We start from the raw sequence: 17,227 nt of genomic DNA, 5'->3' as shown, positions 1-17,227 counted from the left end.
GACGGCCCGATCCATTGCGCCGGCTCTTACAATCTCATCCCAAAGTCAGCAGCAATGCGACGGTTCGCGGCTTGAACTTCGCGTTCCCAGTCCGCAGAATAGCGGCGAGGCGCATCTCTGAGGCGCCAATCCAATAAAGACATAGGGAAGAGACGTGAGACATTTTGCAGGAGCCGCGACCGCTTTGACGGCCGTTCTTATGACCGCGCCGGCCTTTGCGGCCTGGGAGCCGACCAAGCCAGTCGAGATCGTCGTCGCTGCCGGAGCCGGCGGCGCTTCCGATCAGATGGCGCGCATGATGCAGGCAGCGATCCAGAAGAACAATCTGATGAAGCAGCCGATGGTGGTTTCGCTCAAGGGCGGCGCATCGGGTGCCGAAGCGCTGATGTATATGAAATCGAGCGAGGGTGATCCAAACAAGGTGCTGATCGCCTATTCCCTGATTTACATGCTGCCACTGTCGGCGAAAATTCCGTTCAACTGGCGTGACCTCACTCCGGTTTCGGTAGTCGCAATGGACCAGTTCGTATTGTGGGACAACGCGTCGGGTCCAAAGACCGTGAAGGAGTTCATTGCAGCAGCGAAAGCTGCATCCTCACCGTTCAAGATGGGCGGCACCGGCTCCAAGCGTGAGGACCATGTGCTCACCGTGTTCATGGAGCAAAAGACCGGCGCGAAATTCTCCTATCTGCCTTACAAGTCCGGCGGAGAGGCGGCGACGCAATTAGTCGGGAATCACACCGAAGCCAACGTCAACAATCCCTCTGAAAATCTGGAAGTCTGGCGCGCCGGCCAGGTGCGCGCGCTCTGCGTGTTCGACAAGGAGCGGATCTCCTATAAGACCAAGGTCACCGAAACGCAGTCCTGGAACGACATCCCGACCTGTAAGGAAGAGGGGCTTGACGTCCAATACCTGATGCTGCGGGCGATGTTCCTGCCCGGCAAGGTCACGGCCGAGCAGCAGGCATTCTACGTCGACCTGTTTCAGAAGGTGACGCAAACGCCGGAGTACAAGGACTATATGGAGAAGCAGGCGCTGAAGCCGATCTTCCTCACCGGCAAGGATATGGTGCAGTTCCTCGAGGAAGACGACAAGCTCAACGCCGCGCTGATGAACGAAGCGGGGTTCGTCGCGAAGTAACCTGTCGCGGCAGTAGCCAAAATCGCTGGTCTCATTTCTCCGCATGGCCGTATCCGGCCATGCGCGTTCGCACGTTTTCAATCTCTTCCGTGGGCAGCAGAGGCGGCTTCCCGATCTGCAGGCAGCCGTGGTACTGCCGCGCCAGCGTTTCGACCTCGACCGCGAGCCACATGGCTTTCGCAAGCGATGGCCCGACGGCGATCATGCCGTGATGTTCGAGGAGGCAGGCGAGCCTTCCATCAAGCGCCTTGACGGCATGCGCCGAAAGTTCCTGCGTGCCGAAGGTTGCGTATGGCGCGCAGCGGATGGTGTCGCCGCCGGCGCAGGCGACCATGTAGTGGATCGGCGGGATCTCCAGCCCCATGATGGCGAGGATCGTGCAATAGGTCGGATGAGCGTGAACCACGGCGTTCACGTCCGGGCGAGCGCGCAGGATGTCCAGATGGAAGCGCCATTCGCTCGATGGGCGCTGCGCCGGATCAAATGAACCGTCGAGGCCCATATAGACGATCTGCTCCGGTTGCATCGCTTCATAGGGGATGCTGGTCGGGGTGATCAGTAGGCCGGCTTCATGCCGCAGGCTGATGTTGCCCGAGGTCCCCTGATTGATGCCGAGCGCGTTCATGCGCAGGCAGGCATCGATGATGGATTGGCGTTTTTCCCTGTCGTTCATGGTTAACCTATCAAACGCCGTTTACGGCCGAGGAGAATGCTTGATTATTGCGTCGCAGTATAGTCGAACATTGCTTCGAAAGTCTGATCGGGAGAGGCCATGACCAGCGCCGTGCTAGGCATTATCGGCGGATCCGGCATCTACGACTTGCCGGGTCTTGAAAACGTCCGCGAGGAGGCGATCAGGAGCCCATGGGGCGAGCCCTCCGCGCCGCTCCGCTTCGGCACCATTGCAGACCTACCGATCGTGTTCCTGCCGCGGCACGACAAGGGGCATCGGCTGTCCCCGTCTGACATCAACTACCGGGCCAATATCGATGTCCTGAAGCGGGCAGGGGTCACCGACCTCGTATCGCTCTCGGCCTGCGGCTCGTTCAAGGAGGAACTGCCACCCGGCACCTTCGTGATCATCGACCAGTTCGTGGACCGCACGTATAAGCGGGAAAGCTCGTTCTTCGGCAAGGGCTGTGTCGCCCACGTCTCGATGGCGCATCCGGTATCACCGCGCTTGCGCATCCATCTGGCGGCTGCCGCGGAAGCCGAAGGTATTTCGTTTGCGCGTGGCGGCACCTATCTCTGCATGGAAGGTCCGCAATTCTCCAGCCTTGCTGAAAGTCTGACGTACAAGGGACTGGGCTACTCGGTGATCGGCATGACGAACATGCCTGAGGCGAAGCTCGCACGCGAAGCGGAGATCTGCTACGCGAGCGTAGCGATGGTGACCGACTTCGACTGCTGGCATCCGGATCACGATGCGGTGACCGTGCAGGACATCATTCGCGCGCTCAACTCGAATGCCGAGAAGGCCAAGGCGCTGGTGGCGCGCCTGGCAAAGGATTTTCCGCGCGAGCACGAGCCATGCCCGATCGGCTCAGACCGCGCGCTTGAGACGGCACTGATTACGGCGCCCGAAGCCCGCGATCCGGAACTGCTCAAGAAGCTGGATGCGGTTGCGGGACGGATCCTGCGTTCATGAAAGTCGATGGCCGGCATTTCCGCAGCATCTGGCTTGAGCCTGACGGATGGTCTGTCGGTGCGATCGATCAGCGACGACTGCCGCATGAATTTGTCGTCGCGCGTCTGGCCAGCTCCGAGGAGGCCGCGGACGCGATCCGAACCATGCTGGTGCGTGGCGCGCCGCTGATCGGTGCCACCGCCGCTTACGGCATGGCGCTGGCCATGCGGGCTGATCCGTCCGACGAGGCGCTCGATCGCGCGTATAAGCTGCTGCTTGCGACGCGACCGACGGCCATCAATCTGAAATGGGCGCTTGACGAGATGCAGGCTGCGCTTCGTACACTTGCGCCTTCCGTGCGGACCGAGGCGGCCTACAAGCGTGCCGGCGAGATCGCCGACGAGGACGTTGGTATCAACCAGGCGATCGGCAGATACGGTCTCGAAGTGATCGAGGCGATCGCTGCCACCAAGAAAGCCGGCGACACCATCAACATTTTGACGCACTGCAATGCGGGCTGGCTGGCCACCGTCGATTGGGGAACGGCGACCGCGCCGATCTATCGTGCGCATGATCGCGGGCTTGCGGTTCATGTCTGGGTCGACGAGACGCGTCCGCGCAATCAGGGGGCCTCGCTCACGGCCTGGGAACTCGGCCACCACGGTGTCCCGCACACCGTGATCCCCGACAACACCGGCGGCCATCTGATGCAGCATGGCATGGTGGATCTGGCGATCGTTGGAACCGACCGGGTCGCAGCCAACGGCGATGTCTGCAACAAGATCGGCACCTACCTGAAAGCGCTCGCCGCGCGCGACAACGGCGTGCCGTTCTATGTTGCACTGCCGTCACCGACCATCGACTTTAGTATCAGTGATGGCCGAGAGATTCCGATCGAACAGCGTGCAGCAAGCGAAGTGACGCATATGAGCGGGCGCACGGCTGACGGGCGAATTGAGAACGTGCGTGTGGTGCCGGATGGCTCGCCGATCGCCAATTACGGCTTTGACGTCACTCCGGCGCGGCTCGTGACTGGCCTGATTACCGAACGTGGCGTGCTCCGGCCTGATCATGCTGCACTTGCGAGCGCGTTCCCGGAGCGGACTGGCAGACGCTGAGCACTGCATTGACGCCCGTTGCGTCAGCACGTATCCACGCTGGAGCGCCTGCCCGAGCCGTCCGTTTCCATGTCCAACACCGATATCGAAATCGTCGTTGACGATCCGACTGCGCCCGAAGCCAATTCGCCCGCGGTGGCTAGCAATGGCGTCGTGGACGCCGTCGTGTCGCTGGGGTTGCTCGCGCTTGCCGTTACCCTTGGATGGGATAATTGGCGCACGGGCGCGGCCTGGGATGCGACCGGCCCGGAGCCTGGCTACTTCCCGTTCTATCTCTCGGTCATTCTTGGCGGCGCCAGCCTTTACGGTCTGTTTGCGGCAGCGTTTTCTCGTAGGGAGGCTTCCGAGACCTTTGTGACGCGAGCACAGCTTCGCCGGGTCATCGCGGTATTCGTGCCAACGGTCTTGTTCTGTCTCGCCACGCAATTCCTTGGGCTCTATGTTGCGAGTTTCCTTTTGATCTCCGGCTTCATGCGCTTTGTTGGCAAGATCGCGGTGTGGAAGTCTCTGCTTACCGCTTTCATCTTCACCGCCGCGATGTTCGTGACGTTTGACATCGCCTTCGACGTCATCATGCCGAAGGGGCCGCTCGAAGCGGCTCTTGGCTACTAATCGATCGGCGGAACTTTCAGTCATGGAAGCTTTTGGCCTGCTCCTCCACGGCTTTGCCGTTCTCCTCACCTGGAAAACGCTGCTGTTGATGATGGTCGGGCTCGTGCTCGGCATTTTTGTCGGCGTATTGCCGGGGCTTGGTGGCCCGAACGGTGTAGCGATCCTGTTGCCGTTGACCTTCACGATGGACCCGACCTCGGCCATCGTGATGCTGTCCTGCATTTATTGGGGGGCACTGTTCGGTGGCGCCATTACCTCGATCCTGTTCAATATTCCGGGCGAAGCCTGGTCTGTGGCAACGACGTTTGATGGCTACCCGATGGCGCAGCAGGGCAGGGCGGCAGAAGCGCTGACGGCCGCCTTTACCTCGTCTTTCATCGGCTCGCTAGTTGCGGTGCTTCTCATCACGTTTCTCGCGCCGATGATCTCTTCATTTGCGCTAAAGTTCGGCCCACCGGAATTCTTCGCGGTTTATCTCCTCACCTTTTGCTCTTTCGTTGGCCTTGGCCGCGAGGCCAAGCACAAGACCGTCACCTCGATGTCGCTCGGTCTCCTGCTGGCCGGCGTTGGCATGGACACCGTGTCCGGCCAGCTCCGCATGACCTTCGGCTCCGCCGAATTGCTCCGCGGCATCAACTTCCTGGTCGCGGTCATCGGCCTGTTCGGGATCAGCGAAATCCTGCTGACGATGGAAGAGCGCCTGGCGCTGCGCGGCCACGCCGCTGGCATCAGCCTGCGCGTGGTGCTGTTGGTATGGAAGGATCTGCCCAAGTATTGGGTGACGCTGTTTCGCTCATCCTTCATCGGCTGCTGGCTCGGCATCACGCCGGGCGGCGCGATCGCGGCTTCCTTCATGGGCTACAATCTTGCCAAACGTTTTGCCAAGGACCAGGAGAGTTTTGGCAAGGGGCGCATCGAGGGCGTGTTCGCGCCGGAAACGGCCGCACATGCGTCCGGCACCTCGGCGCTGTTGCCAATGCTCGCACTTGGTATTCCCGGCTCAGGAACTGCGGCGATCCTGCTCGGCGGTCTGATGGTATGGGGGCTCAATCCCGGACCGCTGTTGTTCGTCGAGCACAAGGACTTTGTCTGGGGCCTGATTGCCTCGATGTATCTTGGCAACGTCGTTGGCCTGGTTCTTGTGCTGACGACGGTACCGATCTTCGCATCGATCCTGCGCGTGCCGTTTGCGGCGGTTGCGCCTATGATCGTGGTGTCCTGTGCGATCGGCGCTTACGCGATCCAGAATGCGATGTTCGATATCTGGCTGATGCTGGGCTTTGGCGTGGTCGGTTACGTCTTCAAGAAGATCGGCATTCCACTGGCGCCGTTCACGCTCGCGCTCGTGCTCGGTAATCGTGCGGAGGATGCGTTCCGGCTCTCGATGATCGGCTCCGGCGGCGATATGAAGGTGTTCTGGTCGAACGGGCTCGTCGGCTCGATCACGACGCTTGCGATCATCCTGTTGTTCTGGCCCTTGATCGACAAGGCGTTCAGCAGCGTCACCCGCCGGCTCCGGCCGGCGAAGGCTTGAGCCTCACACGACCTTGCGCTGCCTGAGCTCGGCGATTTCTTCGTTGCTGAAACCGAACTCCGCCAGCACTTCCTCGGTCTGTTCGCCGAATTCGGGCGGTCGCGCTGCCATGGTGCTTGGCGTCCGCGACAGTGTCACCGGCTGGGCCACCAGCCGGATGTCGCGGTTCTCTGCGTTCGGCACGTCCTGGGCGATGCCGAGATGCTTCACTTGCGCATCCTCGAACATCTGGTCGATCGAATAGATCGGCCCACAAGGCACGCCGGCCGCGTTCAGTTCGTTGACCCAGGTCTCGGTGGATTTCTTCTGCGTCAGCTCGTTGATCTTCGCGTTGAGCGCGTCACGGTTCTTGGAGCGCGCCGGCGCTGTGGCATAGTCGGGATCGCTAACTAGTTCGGGCGCCCCGATCGCCTGCGCGCAGCGCTCCCAGATGCGTCCGCCTGTCGTGGCGATGTTGATGTAACCATCCGACGTCTTGAACACGCCCGTGGGGATCGACGTCGGGTGGTTGTTTCCGGCCTGCTGCGCCACTTCCTTTTCCATCAGCCAGCGCGCGGCCTGGAAGTCCAGCATGAAGATCTGCGCCTGCAACAGCGACGTCTGCACCCATTGGCCCTCACCCGATACGTCGCGTTCCAGGAGCGCGGTGAGGATGCCAATCGCGCAGAACAGGCCGGCGGCAAGGTCGGCAACGGGAATACCAACCCGCATTGGGCCGCCGCCGGGCGCGCCGGTCACCGACATCAGTCCGCCCATGCCTTGCGCGATCTGATCGAAACCCGGGCGCTTGTGGTAGGGCCCGTCCTGGCCGAAGCCCGAGATGCTGCCATAGACAATACGCGGATTAATCTGGCGGAGACTCTCGTAGTCGACGCCAAGCTTGGTTTTGACGTCCGGACGGAAATTCTCAACCACGACATCAGCCTGTTCGGCCAGCCGCCTGAATACTTCGAGACCTTTCGGATCCTTGAGATTGAGCGTCATCGCGCGCTTGTTGCGATGCAGATTCTGGAAGTCCGAACCATGCCGCGGGCCGCCCGGTTGCTCGCCGCCGGCGTCCTCCGTCAACGCATCGATCTTGATGACATTGGCACCCCAGTCCGCGAGCTGCCGCACACAGGTCGGGCCAGAGCGGACGCGGGTGAGGTCGAGAACGGTGAATCGGGACAGGGCTTGCGATGCATGCGGGACGGGCATTACGGGGCTCCGGGTCGAACGGCGGCGCTACAATAGCGCCAGACAACCTCCCGGCAAGGTCTGCTTCCTGCCGACAACGGCATGGCGGATTTGATGTTTTGAGTGGGTTGACCGGGATGATGCAGGAAGGCCACCGGATCCTCTTCAACGTGGCTCGAAGGCCGAGTATCGACATCCCTTCGGGTTGCTGCTAGCCCGCTCTGTACGCCACAGGGGTGCCCGGATTTGATCGACGAGCCAAACGCAGGCGGCAGAGAGGATGTCCCCGCGGGCATTTTGCCCCCGAGCCGGGCACGAAGGCTGCTTGCAGGTTGGTCCGCCAGCATTTTCCAGATGGTGTTAGGGATCATCCAGCAGGTCGCGCTGGTTCCCGTCTTCCTGCATTTCTGGAGCGGCGAGGAGTTGGCCGCCTGGTTCGTGATCTATGCGATTGGCAACCTTGTGCTGGTTGCCGATGGCGGCCTGCAGCTTCGCGCCATCAACCGCTTCTTCTCATTCAAGTCCAGCGTTGATTGCGATGGCCGCACCGCGGCATTCTATATCGCGACGCTGCGGCTCTACCTTTGGCTCAGCGCCACGCTCGTCGGTTTGGCGGTGACGGCGGCGCTGGCTGTTTCGCCGTCCACGGTTTTCCGGTTCGAGGCGATCAAAAATTTCGATGCCGCTTTTGTGGCGATGACGGTGGGTATGCTGCTCACGCTTCCAGCGGGCTTGGTATCGGCGCTCTATCGGGCGCGGGGGCTGTACGGCCGCGCCGTCTGGCTGCAGAGCTTCGCAACGCTGATCGGACAAATCGCGCAGCTGGTTGCCATTGTTGCGACGGGAAGCTTGTTTGCCGTCACCTTCGTCTACGTCACGATGCAAATATTGGGCGCAGTCTACCTCGTCGCCATCGATGCGCCGCGCCTGCATCCATTCCTGCGCAAGGCGAGGGGCACACGTTCGATCCGCTGGATGGTCGGTCAGCTACGCAAGGCAGCGCCGTTCGGAATCGCTGGTGCCACCGAATTGGCGCTGATGAACCTCCCGGTCCTCTTGGTCAGTGCGCTGGTCGCCGATCGTGTCGCTGTCGCGCAATGGGGGTTGATCCGCGTCGCCGCCGGGCTATTGCGGGCGCTCTGCCTGCAAGCGACGCTTCCGCTCGCTGCCGAACTCGGCCACGACTATGCTGTTGGTGCGACCGAACGGTTACGTGCGCTTTATGCCCGTGGTTCGGTGCTTGTCGCAGTACTCGCCAGTGCCGTGGTGTCCGGACTCCTGCCATTCTGGCCTGATTTCTTCGCGCTCTGGACCCGCGGTGCCATCACCTATGATCCATTGCTGGCGAAGATCATGTTGATCGGCACGGGCGTCGCCGCGCCCGCGATCCTGGCGCTAAGCTATGCCAATTACAGCAATCGTGCCGATCTTCTTGTACGGAGCAAGGGGCTGCAGTTCATTGTCTTTTTCGCCGTATCGCTGTTGATGATTCCGGAGCTGGGCCCGCTGGGCGCTGCGGTTGCGATTGTAGCGAGCGATCTCCTGGTTCAGTTCGGCTTGTTGACGCTCGTCATCATGCGCCAAACGCTCAGGCACCCGTTCCGACACCTGATGTTTTTGGCGGGAATAATGCTCGCCACGATACTGGCCGGATGGGGATTGGGGATCATGATCCGTTCCGCGATACCCTGGACCGGCGTGCTGCGCTTCGTCGCGGAATGTGCCGTCTGGCTGGCGGTCGCAGGAGTTGCGGCGATCCCGCTGCTGATTGGAAGCATCCGCGCGAAGCTGATCGTGACGATTCCCCAGTAGGGTCTCGTGCGATCCTCAGTAGATCCGAGGATAACGACGGTATCTCAGTCTCAGAAGGTGCTTCGCGAACTCACGATGTCCTTCGTCGATCTGGCGCGCAAAATATTCGAGCCTCTGCTTGCCTGCGGCGGCCAGCCGGGCACGCTCCTCGGGCAAGCCGGCCTTGACGATGGCTTCCGCCAGCGAAGCCGGATTGTCGTAGTCGAACAGAATGGCGGCATCGCCAGCTTGCGCCTCGAAGGCTTCTGGATAGATCACGGGCGTGCCAACCGACCAGGCTTCAAGCGGGGGCAGATTGGTCGGGCCGAAGTAGCTCGCCATCACCAATGCCGCTGCGTTGCGATAGAGCGGGCCGAGTTCGGTGGAGGGAACAAAGCCCAGGATGCGCACGCGGCCGCCGAGGTCGAGTTGCGTGGTCAACTCCTCGATTGCGCTGCGCGAACCGCGATCCGATCCGCATAACACCAATGTGGTCTGTATCCCCTGATCTTGCAGCAAACGCATCGCCAGCAGGATGGTTGCGTGATTCTTGTGAGACCAGAACTGCGCGGGGTAGAAGAGATAACCGGGCTCGAGTCCGTGCTTTCGCAGGATCGTGGCGTCCGCGTCCGTTTGCTCGCCAGCCTCAATCGATCGCGTCACATAGGGCGAGGGCGAAAACGGGATACAAACCGCGCGATCCTCTTCCATCGCATAGCGACGACATAGTGCATCGATCACCTCTTTAGCGTTGGCGACGACCAAGGCTGCTTTGGTGCTGGCGCTGCGAAAGACGATTTCGCGACGTTCGAACTCGGCGAATTCGCGCGCCTCGTCAAATTCGGGAGAATCGCGGTGGCAACCGTCGAATATCGTGATGATGAAGGGCAGCTTGTAGAGCACGAGTTGCCAGTTCGATGTCGTCAGGAAATAGACGATATCGACATTCTCCCGGATCAACCGCTTCTCGAAGGGTGGGCACAGGTGCAACGCATACTGCAGGAGATCGAACCACCCGCAATATTTCAGGAACAAGAACAGGCGGTCGAACCAACCAATCCGCAAAAGTTTGGCCTGGATGCCGAGTTCGGCGAGGATGGCGATATTGCTGGGCTGGGTGGTGAACACGGTCACGTCTATATCGGCTGTCTTTGCCCAGCCGCGCAGCCATGTGATGTCGCTAAGCCCTTGCTGGAAGCCGCCGCCGACCTCGAGCGGCAACTCCAGCACGACGCCAACGTGAAACTGCTTCACGGTTGAACCGTCTTTCTGGCAATGGAATAAGCCGCCCAGTCCCGCGAGTTCGGTGGACTGGTCGTCGACAGCCACGCATAGTGACCGATTGGCTCGAAACCGGTCGCGCCGAGAAGCGCCTCGATCTCAAACGGAAACCAGTAACGCAGGTGGTGCGCTTCGTCGATCCGATGGATCGTCGATTGCGCAACGTCCTCGCAGAACAGCGTGTAGTTCACCTGAACGGTCGCGCAAGCCTCATTGTGATCGGATTGAGCGATCCGGGTGACACGCAGTGGTGGACGGTCAACGACCTTGACGCGGGTTTCGACGCCTTGCGCCAGCACGGCGCCGCCATACCAATAGTCGAACAGGAGGATGCCGCCCGGTTTGAGCGCGATGGCGGCACTCGCCAGCATGTTCTGAAGTCTTCCCCGGCTGGTCTGGTAGCTCGCCACATGGAAGAGGGCAACCGCAGCGTCGAAATCCCGCTCCGGGCCCGATTCGCAGACGTCGCCCTGCCGGAATCGTATGCGTTCCGAGCCGTCTCCGGTGCGCGCCTCGGCCCGGCGGATCATGTCTGCGCTGATGTCGACGCCGGTGACCGTCCATCCCCTGCGCGCGAACTCATGGGCGTGTACGCCGGTGCCGCAACCGAGATCGAGCAACGTGCCCGGCGTAGCGCCATGGCGACGGAGTTGCGCGTCCACAAAGGATGCTTCCGCAGTGTAATCCTTATCCTGATAAAGGAGGTCGTACCACGGCGCATAGCGTTCGAAGGCGCTCAAGCAAGGATCTCCTTCAGCGCCTCTGCAGATCGCACGATCTGGTCGTCCGTCAACGCAAGGCCGCTTGGAAGATAGAAACCGCGGCGCGCGATTCGCTCCGCGTGAGGGTGCGAATCGTTTGTGAACAGGCCGGTTCTGCGCAGAACCGGCTGTTCATGCATGCACCAAAAGAAGGGGCGGGTGCCGATGCCTTTGCCGGCCAGCCGACGCATCGCTTCCTTGGCATCGAACGCGACCGCGTCTTTCAGGACGATGCCATACACCCAATAGATGTTGTCCGCGTAATTGGTACGGGGGACGGGGCGCTGGATCAGATCGACACCCTCCAGAAGCTCATCGTAGCGCCGGCCGGTCCGGCGCTTGATGTCGATCATCTCGCCCAATCGCTCGGTCTGGGCGACGCCGAGCGCTGCCTGCAGGTTGGTCATGCGCGCGTTCCATCCAAGCTCTTCATGGACGAAGCGCTGCTCGGGCTTGAAGCAGAGATTGCGGAGGCTGCGCAGCCGATCGGCGAGTTGCGCGTCATCGGTCAGGATCATCCCGCCTTCGCCCGTCGTGACGTGCTTGTTCGGATAGAAGCTGAACGTGCTCACGTCGCCAAAGCTGCCACAGGGCTGGCCGCGATAGGTCTGGCCATGCATCTCGGCGGCGTCCTCGATCACGCGAAGGCCATGCTTGCGCGCAAGCTCGAGGATCGGGTCTAGATCGACTGGCAGGCCATAGATATGCACCACCATGATCGCGCCGGTCTTTGGCGTGATCGCTGCTTCCACAGCGTCCGCCGTCATATTCCAAGTGTTCGGATCACAGTCGACCACCACCGGGACAAGTCCGGCGCGGATCACTGCGGATGCGCAGCTGATGATCGTAAACGTCGGGATGATGACTTCGCTGCCCGGTTCAAGCGAAAGCGCGTGAACGGCAATATCGAGCGCAACGGACCCGTTCGTGACGGCGACGCCGTGGCGGCGTCCCGCAATCTCGGCCATGGCCGCCTCAAAGCGCGGAATGAACGGACCTTCGGACGATATCCATCCGGTCCGAACGCACTCGGCCAGATATTCAGCTTCGTTTCCGTTCAGGAGCGGCGTGTTGACTGGAACGAAATCCTGCGTCACGCAACCGGGCCCTTGATCCGCTTCACCGCAGCCGGTGCTTCGGCGAAGCGCGTCTTGTCGCCATCGCCCGCGTAGGGGCCCTGCTTGATTTCAATCATCTCAAGAGGCTCCAGCACCTCGAATCCGTGGGCGCCGCTGCAAAGAAGAATGACGTCTCCGGCCGACAGCACACGGCTCTCTAGGTACTCTTCGCGCTCGGTGTAAAAGTCGACCTGCAACTTGCCCCTCTGGATCACCAGCACTTCCTGGGTGTAGTGAACCTCGCGCGTCACCTTGTTGTGCCGATGCGGGGCGATGCTCTTGCCCTTGGGGTGGCTCATATAGGCAAGCTGCTGCGACAATTCGGGCGTGGAGAAAAACGTGATCCCCGGTTCCCGAAAAGAGGCGCGAACAATGATCGCGTAGAGCTGATCGTTAAAGCGACAGTGTTCGACGCTATCCATCAGGCGGCCAAAAAGCTTAGTAAATTCAACCGCCAAGCGGTCGATCGCGGTGCAATGTGGCTATTTTGCACTTCGCCGTCAAGGATATTCGGCGCGTCACAATTCTTGCGCGGACGCCAGAATGTGCTTGGTCCGTTCACGGTAACTGTGTGCTGCCAACGTGCGGCGTTGACCGGCCGCAGCAATCTCCTGTCGAGCCGCATCGTCGTTCAGGTATCGCTCGATCTTGGCGATGCAGTCCTCAACCGAGCGCCACACTGCGACCTCCCGATCCGGCTCGAGCAACGTGTGCAGATTGTCTTTGAAGTCGGTCAGCAGGAATGTGCCGACGCCTGTCGCTTCGAAGAGCCGTACGTTTCCCGCCTCGCGACCAGCCATGTCGATATGGGAGTTCAACGTGATTCGCGAACGCCGCAGGGCTTGATACATGTCGACGCCCCAGGCCTCGCTTTGGAAGCAGCGGTGCAGCGGCGAGGAAGCAGGAAGACCCGGTGCGATATTGCCGAACAACTTTAGAGTGTATCGATCGGCAACCGCTTCCAGAAGCGCGATCCGCTGCTGGTGATCGGCAGATACGGTGCCGACGAAGGAGACGTCGATATCGGTAGCCGGTGCTGCGGGCAGGGCATCGATCACGCCACGCTCGAACGCAAGGTGACTCACCTCGGCGCGAACGCCAAGACCTCGGAAGTAGTTCACTGTCGCGGCCAACTGCGAAATCAACAGATCGTAGACGCTCCAGTCTTCGCCGCGGGTCGGCGAAATTCCGATCTGACCAACGAGGATCGGCTTGCCGATGCCCTTGATGCGACGCATCAGGGCGGTATCGATATGAAAGGTATCCTGGTTCAGCACCAGATCGGGCCTGAAATCCTCGATCTGGGCGACCAAGATCGCTTCGGCCTGGGCATCGAGTTTCGGGCTGAGGCCAATCTTCCGGGCTAACGGTCTCAACATCGGTTTGAACGGCGCGATCGCCTGCAATAGCCACGCCGGGAGCTTGTTTCCGGTGTTGGTAGACGGCTGAGTAACGGCCACGGCCATGCCATGCTCGCGCGCCCATGCCGCCTGAAGCCAAGCGTTGTTAACGTGGATCTCCGCCGCCGGATGGCCCCAGGCGGTGAAATTCTTCGAATAGAAATCGGCGCTCCCGAACAGGCTCGCGTTGCGCGCCGCCATTTGCGCGGCGTAGGGCGCATTTTCAAGCCCGGGTTGGCCGCGATAAAGCCACGCCAGAAAGCGTGGGTAGTCCGCATTGAGGACGAGTATCCGCATGTCTTGCTAGGCCATCACTCTATCGCTTGCCTCGCGTTCGCGAAATATCTCGCGCGGCGTCAGGTACCACAGCAGGAAGATGCGCGATGCTGCGGCGCCGTCCAATAAAGTAATTGTCCGATCGATACCACTTCGATCCCGCCGACGACCAGTTGTTCCTGTAGGAGTCGATGAAGCCGGCGCAGGGTGGTCGTCGAACGGCAGCGGTCGTTTCGGTTCCTGGATTACGGTCAGGATCTGATGCATCATGGCGTTGCAGAAGGGAGCTGGCGTATCGGCATTGCCCTGAGAAGCCAATATGTATCTTGATGGTGGTGTTATGGTAAGCTGAGGAACGGGACCGTAAGGCCCGCATCGCTTTGGCGGATCGTGTTTGGCTCAGCGACCGAAGCATCAGATGGACTCGATGAGACGGACTCGATGAGACGGAGGTGCTCACATGGATGTCGAATTAGTTCGTTGAAGCTTGCATCACGGTCCGACTCTTGATCACCATCAGGCGAGAAATGGAGCCAACAAATCGGATTAGCCGACCAGCGGTCTTTTTCGACCGCGACGGCGTGCTCAACGTTGACAAGAATTACGTCCATAGGGTCGAGGACTTCGAGTGGATTGCCGGCGCACGAGAAGCGATTAGGCTCTGCAACGACCTCGGTTACCTGACCTTTGTGGTGACGAACCAAGCTGGCGTTGCGCGTGGCTATTACGGAATCGAAGCCGTCCATCGATTGCATAAATGGATGAACAGCGAACTCGCCAAAATTGGTGCCCACATCGACGACTTCCAATATTGCCCCTATCATGAGGACGGGGTTGTGGAGCAGTGGCGGCGTGCCAGCGACCGGCGCAAGCCAGCACCCGGAATGATACTGGACTGCCTCAGAGATTGGCCGGTGCGAAAAGAGGCAAGCATTCTGATCGGCGACAAGCCGCACGATCTGGAGGCCGCCGCAGCCGCTGGAATACAAGGATATTTGTTTGAGGGCGGCGATCTTGCAGATTTTATCCGTCCGCTGCTGCAAACGAAGGTTTGAGCACTTTACTACAAACGAACACGTCAGTCGTGTCGCCCTGCACTCCGACCTGCCTAAAAAGCGGAGGGTGCGTGTTCGCGCTCGGCAGGGCCTGCAGACGGGGCCGGCTTGGACACGTCGAAACTCCACGGGTCTGAAGGCATCGAATATCCTCTTAAAGCGTCCCGCATCCATTCCATGGCACAGTGATGGCCACGGCTACTAACTGCGGCAGCGCAGCCCAAGAGCAAGAATAAGGGAATCTCGCGGCTGACCCGGCCATGTGCCAGGCTCAGAATGGTGGCGAAGACGACGCCTGCTACAACGAATCGCGCTTCAGGGTTGATCCGTCCGAGCCAGTACAACCGGGCGCCGATGCATTTCGCGATCAGGATCACAAACAGCACGCCAGCCAGTGGCCCGAACTCGATGGCGACCTGCAGCGGCGCGCTATGGACCTGCGTCCCCGGAATGCACGACATCGTTGGGAAGCGCTCAAAGCCGATACCAAATGCCTCGCCTCTAGCCAGAAGTCGGAATGCCTCGATGTAGAGTTGCTTGCGGATGTCGATTGAATTGCGGATGTCGATCTGCGCACATCCTGAGTCCAAGGATGTTGTAGCACTCTCGAAGGCATGTTCAACAAAGAGCTTAGTTGTTCCCCAACGCGCCGCGGTGCCTGCAAATCCCGCCACCGAGACGACGCCCAGAATCATTATGATATAGAGGCGCTGTTGCGCTTGCTTTGCGATGCCGACTGCGACCAGCATCGCTGCGGCTATCGCAACGAACGTAAACCTCACCTGGCAGGCTGCGAATACGAATGCCGGAATGGCCGACAGTCCAGCGACGAGGATTGTCCAGCGCGGGGTCAGCCGCCGAGAAGTCACAGATAGCAGCAGAAAACCTAACAGCATCGTGAACTGCGCCGGCGCCGCGTCATAGACACCGAACACCGCCACCTTAGGATGCTTTGGATCGCTCCACTGCTCGATCAGCCAAGGAATCGTCGCCAGCGTTCCCGCCGCGACCAGTACCGCGATGACGAGGATGAAGGCGCCGGACGACACATGCATCGAACACAGTCGCGCCGCCGGATACGCAGCTAGCGTAAGCAGCAGGAGATAGAACTCGTTCCGATTAGGACCGATACCGTTCAACGCCAGAGAAATGCCGATCACCGCTAGCAAGCAGCAAAATATCACGTCGCGCGTATCGATTTCGAAGTCACGCCACCGTCCGAGGACGAGCAGAGCAACGGTTGATCCAGCCATCAGAAACCCGGTGAACCAGGAGCCAGTCGAGAACCATCCGTGTGCTAAAACTGCGAGCGGACTAGCAGCAAAAAGGACAGCAAATAGAACTATCGCACACTGATCCCAAGCAAAGTCGCTCGGCCTCGCCAAAAGGAGGCGCATGGCACGGAACATAGATGCGCTCCCCCAGCCGATCATCGAGGTTCACTAGCACCGCAACCATCCAATGAACAACCCCTCCGATATTCGATGGGAGGCAGATCATGCAAGTTCCGGGAGGCCAAACGTGGTAAATCCGGAGGCGTTCGGAGCTAGTTTCCGCCTTGATTCCCGGCGGCTTTTCTTAATATAGGACGGAGCCGGCAGAAGGGGTGCGTCACCGGCGACGTATCGCTCGCGCGGCAGGGCAACGGCGCGAAAGAGGGCAAGAATCCGGCATGACGACGCTTCAAGAAGGTGGTGCAGCACCGTTTATTCACCCGACTGCGGTCGTTGAAGAGGGAGCAAAGGTCGGTGACTTCACCAAGGTCTGGTACTTCTCGCATGTCGCGCCGGGCGCTGTCATCGGCGAGAATTGCAGCCTCGGCCAGAACACCTATGTCGAGCGCAACGCCATCGTGGGCAATGCGTGCCGCCTCGGCAATTCGGTCTCGATCTTCTCGCATGTCGAGCTCGAGGACTTCATCTTCTGCGCCCCGTACATGGTGTTCACCCACATCTCCTTTCCCCGTGCCGCGATCAACCGCCACGCGGTGTTCAAGAAGACGCTGGTGAAGACCGGCACGACACTCGGGGCGAACTCGACCGTGGTCCCCGACCTTACCTGCGGCGTGGGCACCTTCCTCGCCGCCGGCGCGACGCTGACCAAGAGCTCCAAGGACTGGTCGATGATGGTGGGAACGCCGGCGCGCCAGGTCGGCTGGGTGAGCGCGTTCGGCGAGAAGATCGATCTGCCTCTGTCCGGCCGCGGCGAATGGCGCTGCAAGCACACCGACGATCTCTACGTGCTGGACGGCGCGGATCTGACGCGCCACCCAGGTCCAAAGGATATTCTCAAGTATGAGCCTGGCGAACGGTTGATTCGGATGGAGCTGCGCTGACG

The 17,227-nt window shown here is 60.5% G+C and carries 17 protein-coding genes; 8 read left to right on the top strand and 9 right to left on the bottom strand.

All coding sequences use genetic code 11. The annotated features are described in order from the left end of the window. Positions 1-199 precede the first annotated feature (199 nt). The gene (locus I6F35_RS19065) at positions 200-1,141 is read left to right on the top strand and encodes a tripartite tricarboxylate transporter substrate-binding protein (RefSeq protein ID WP_225119287.1); all 942 of its coding nucleotides are present in this window, start codon (positions 200-202) and stop codon (positions 1,139-1,141) included. A gap of 31 nt (positions 1,142-1,172) precedes the next feature. Here the strand turns inward: I6F35_RS19065 and I6F35_RS19060 are convergent, their stop codons facing one another. After that, positions 1,173-1,814 (bottom strand): class II aldolase/adducin family protein, encoded by a 642-nt coding sequence (locus I6F35_RS19060; RefSeq protein ID WP_225119205.1) that lies wholly within the window; start codon positions 1,812-1,814, stop codon positions 1,173-1,175. A gap of 99 nt (positions 1,815-1,913) precedes the next feature. On the opposite strand from I6F35_RS19060, the gene I6F35_RS19055 reads away from it, so the two are divergent. From I6F35_RS19055 to I6F35_RS19040, 4 genes are all read left to right on the top strand, one after another. Then, the gene (locus I6F35_RS19055) at positions 1,914-2,789 is read left to right on the top strand and encodes an S-methyl-5'-thioadenosine phosphorylase (protein ID WP_225119204.1); all 876 of its coding nucleotides are present in this window, start codon (positions 1,914-1,916) and stop codon (positions 2,787-2,789) included. Next, positions 2,786-3,886 carry an S-methyl-5-thioribose-1-phosphate isomerase gene (mtnA, locus tag I6F35_RS19050; RefSeq protein ID WP_225119203.1) on the top strand — a complete coding sequence of 367 codons (1,101 nt, stop codon included), beginning with the start codon at positions 2,786-2,788 and terminating at the stop codon, positions 3,884-3,886. The genes I6F35_RS19055 and mtnA overlap by 4 nt, the downstream gene beginning before the upstream one ends. 69 nt (positions 3,887-3,955) lie before the next feature. Continuing rightward, positions 3,956-4,498 (top strand): tripartite tricarboxylate transporter TctB family protein, encoded by a 543-nt coding sequence (locus I6F35_RS19045; RefSeq protein ID WP_225119202.1) that lies wholly within the window; start codon positions 3,956-3,958, stop codon positions 4,496-4,498. 22 nt (positions 4,499-4,520) lie between these two features. Further along, on the top strand, positions 4,521-6,032 hold the full coding sequence (locus I6F35_RS19040; protein WP_225119201.1) for a tripartite tricarboxylate transporter permease: 1,512 nt from the start codon (positions 4,521-4,523) through the stop codon (positions 6,030-6,032). Between the two features lie 3 nt (positions 6,033-6,035). Here I6F35_RS19040 and I6F35_RS19035 read toward each other — a convergent pair whose 3' ends face one another. Continuing rightward, complete coding sequence (locus tag I6F35_RS19035) at positions 6,036-7,229, bottom strand: CoA transferase (RefSeq protein ID WP_225119200.1); 1,194 nt, start codon at positions 7,227-7,229, stop codon at positions 6,036-6,038. 333 nt (positions 7,230-7,562) lie between these two features. On the opposite strand from I6F35_RS19035, the gene I6F35_RS19030 reads away from it, so the two are divergent. After that, positions 7,563-9,020: a hypothetical protein gene (locus I6F35_RS19030; protein WP_225119199.1), complete on the top strand. Its 1,458-nt coding sequence runs from the start codon at positions 7,563-7,565 to the stop codon at positions 9,018-9,020. A 15-nt stretch (positions 9,021-9,035) separates the two neighbouring features. Here the strand turns inward: I6F35_RS19030 and I6F35_RS19025 are convergent, their stop codons facing one another. The 6 genes from I6F35_RS19025 to I6F35_RS19000 are packed head-to-tail and all read right to left on the bottom strand — an operon-like array spanning position 9,036 to position 14,153. Then, the gene (locus I6F35_RS19025) at positions 9,036-10,328 is read right to left on the bottom strand and encodes a glycosyltransferase (protein ID WP_225119198.1); all 1,293 of its coding nucleotides are present in this window, start codon (positions 10,326-10,328) and stop codon (positions 9,036-9,038) included. Further along, positions 10,250-11,020 (bottom strand): class I SAM-dependent methyltransferase, encoded by a 771-nt coding sequence (locus I6F35_RS19020; protein ID WP_225119197.1) that lies wholly within the window; start codon positions 11,018-11,020, stop codon positions 10,250-10,252. The genes I6F35_RS19025 and I6F35_RS19020 overlap by 79 nt, the downstream gene beginning before the upstream one ends. Further along, entirely contained in the window at positions 11,017-12,138 is a 1,122-nt protein-coding gene (locus I6F35_RS19015) for a DegT/DnrJ/EryC1/StrS family aminotransferase (RefSeq protein ID WP_225119196.1), read from the bottom strand. Before I6F35_RS19015 ends, I6F35_RS19020 begins: the two co-directional genes overlap by 4 nt. Further along, a complete protein-coding gene (locus I6F35_RS19010; protein ID WP_225119195.1) occupies positions 12,135-12,617 on the bottom strand; it encodes a hypothetical protein in 483 nt (160 codons plus the stop codon). Before I6F35_RS19010 ends, I6F35_RS19015 begins: the two co-directional genes overlap by 4 nt. A gap of 60 nt (positions 12,618-12,677) precedes the next feature. Then, positions 12,678-13,856, bottom strand: coding sequence for a glycosyltransferase (locus I6F35_RS19005; protein ID WP_225119194.1), 1,179 nt, complete (start codon positions 13,854-13,856; stop codon positions 12,678-12,680). A 6-nt stretch (positions 13,857-13,862) separates the two neighbouring features. After that, positions 13,863-14,153 (bottom strand): hypothetical protein, encoded by a 291-nt coding sequence (locus I6F35_RS19000; RefSeq protein ID WP_225119193.1) that lies wholly within the window; start codon positions 14,151-14,153, stop codon positions 13,863-13,865. 188 nt (positions 14,154-14,341) lie between these two features. Between I6F35_RS19000 and I6F35_RS18995 the strand changes: the two genes are divergently transcribed. Then, entirely contained in the window at positions 14,342-14,890 is a 549-nt protein-coding gene (locus I6F35_RS18995) for an HAD family hydrolase (protein WP_225119192.1), read from the top strand. A 53-nt stretch (positions 14,891-14,943) separates the two neighbouring features. Here I6F35_RS18995 and I6F35_RS18990 read toward each other — a convergent pair whose 3' ends face one another. Next, the gene (locus tag I6F35_RS18990; RefSeq protein WP_225119191.1) at positions 14,944-16,299 is read right to left on the bottom strand and encodes a hypothetical protein; all 1,356 of its coding nucleotides are present in this window, start codon (positions 16,297-16,299) and stop codon (positions 14,944-14,946) included. A gap of 263 nt (positions 16,300-16,562) precedes the next feature. Here I6F35_RS18990 and I6F35_RS18985 point away from each other — a divergent pair, with 263 nt between their 5' ends. Further along, positions 16,563-17,225, top strand: a complete 663-nt coding sequence (locus I6F35_RS18985) for an acyltransferase (protein ID WP_225119190.1) — start codon at positions 16,563-16,565, stop codon at positions 17,223-17,225. The last annotated feature ends 2 nt before the right edge of the window (positions 17,226-17,227 follow it).

Origin of the sequence: Bradyrhizobium sp. BRP22 (assembly GCF_020194175.1) — a bacterium.
In the GTDB taxonomy this organism is placed as follows: Bacteria; Pseudomonadota; Alphaproteobacteria; order Rhizobiales; family Xanthobacteraceae; genus Bradyrhizobium.
The sequence above is the reverse complement of the archived record's forward strand: the minus strand, read 5'-3'. Positions and strand labels throughout refer to the sequence as shown.

Coding starts and splice junctions, on each gene's coding strand:
- I6F35_RS19065 (WP_225119287.1), top strand. CDS start 200: ATGACCGCGCCGGCCTTTGCGGCCTGGGAGCCGACCAAGCCAGTCGAG.
- I6F35_RS18985 (WP_225119190.1), top strand. CDS start 16,563: ATGACGACGCTTCAAGAAGGTGGTGCAGCACCGTTTATTCACCCGACT.
- I6F35_RS19055 (WP_225119204.1), top strand. CDS start 1,914: ATGACCAGCGCCGTGCTAGGCATTATCGGCGGATCCGGCATCTACGAC.
- I6F35_RS19035 (WP_225119200.1), bottom strand. CDS start 7,229: ATGCCCGTCCCGCATGCATCGCAAGCCCTGTCCCGATTCACCGTTCTC.
- I6F35_RS19005 (WP_225119194.1), bottom strand. CDS start 13,856: ATGCGGATACTCGTCCTCAATGCGGACTACCCACGCTTTCTGGCGTGG.
- I6F35_RS19030 (WP_225119199.1), top strand. CDS start 7,563: ATGGTGTTAGGGATCATCCAGCAGGTCGCGCTGGTTCCCGTCTTCCTG.
- I6F35_RS18990 (WP_225119191.1), bottom strand. CDS start 16,299: ATGTTCCGTGCCATGCGCCTCCTTTTGGCGAGGCCGAGCGACTTTGCT.
- I6F35_RS19045 (WP_225119202.1), top strand. CDS start 3,956: ATGTCCAACACCGATATCGAAATCGTCGTTGACGATCCGACTGCGCCC.
- I6F35_RS19060 (WP_225119205.1), bottom strand. CDS start 1,814: ATGAACGACAGGGAAAAACGCCAATCCATCATCGATGCCTGCCTGCGC.
- mtnA (WP_225119203.1), top strand. CDS start 2,786: ATGAAAGTCGATGGCCGGCATTTCCGCAGCATCTGGCTTGAGCCTGAC.
- I6F35_RS19040 (WP_225119201.1), top strand. CDS start 4,521: ATGGAAGCTTTTGGCCTGCTCCTCCACGGCTTTGCCGTTCTCCTCACC.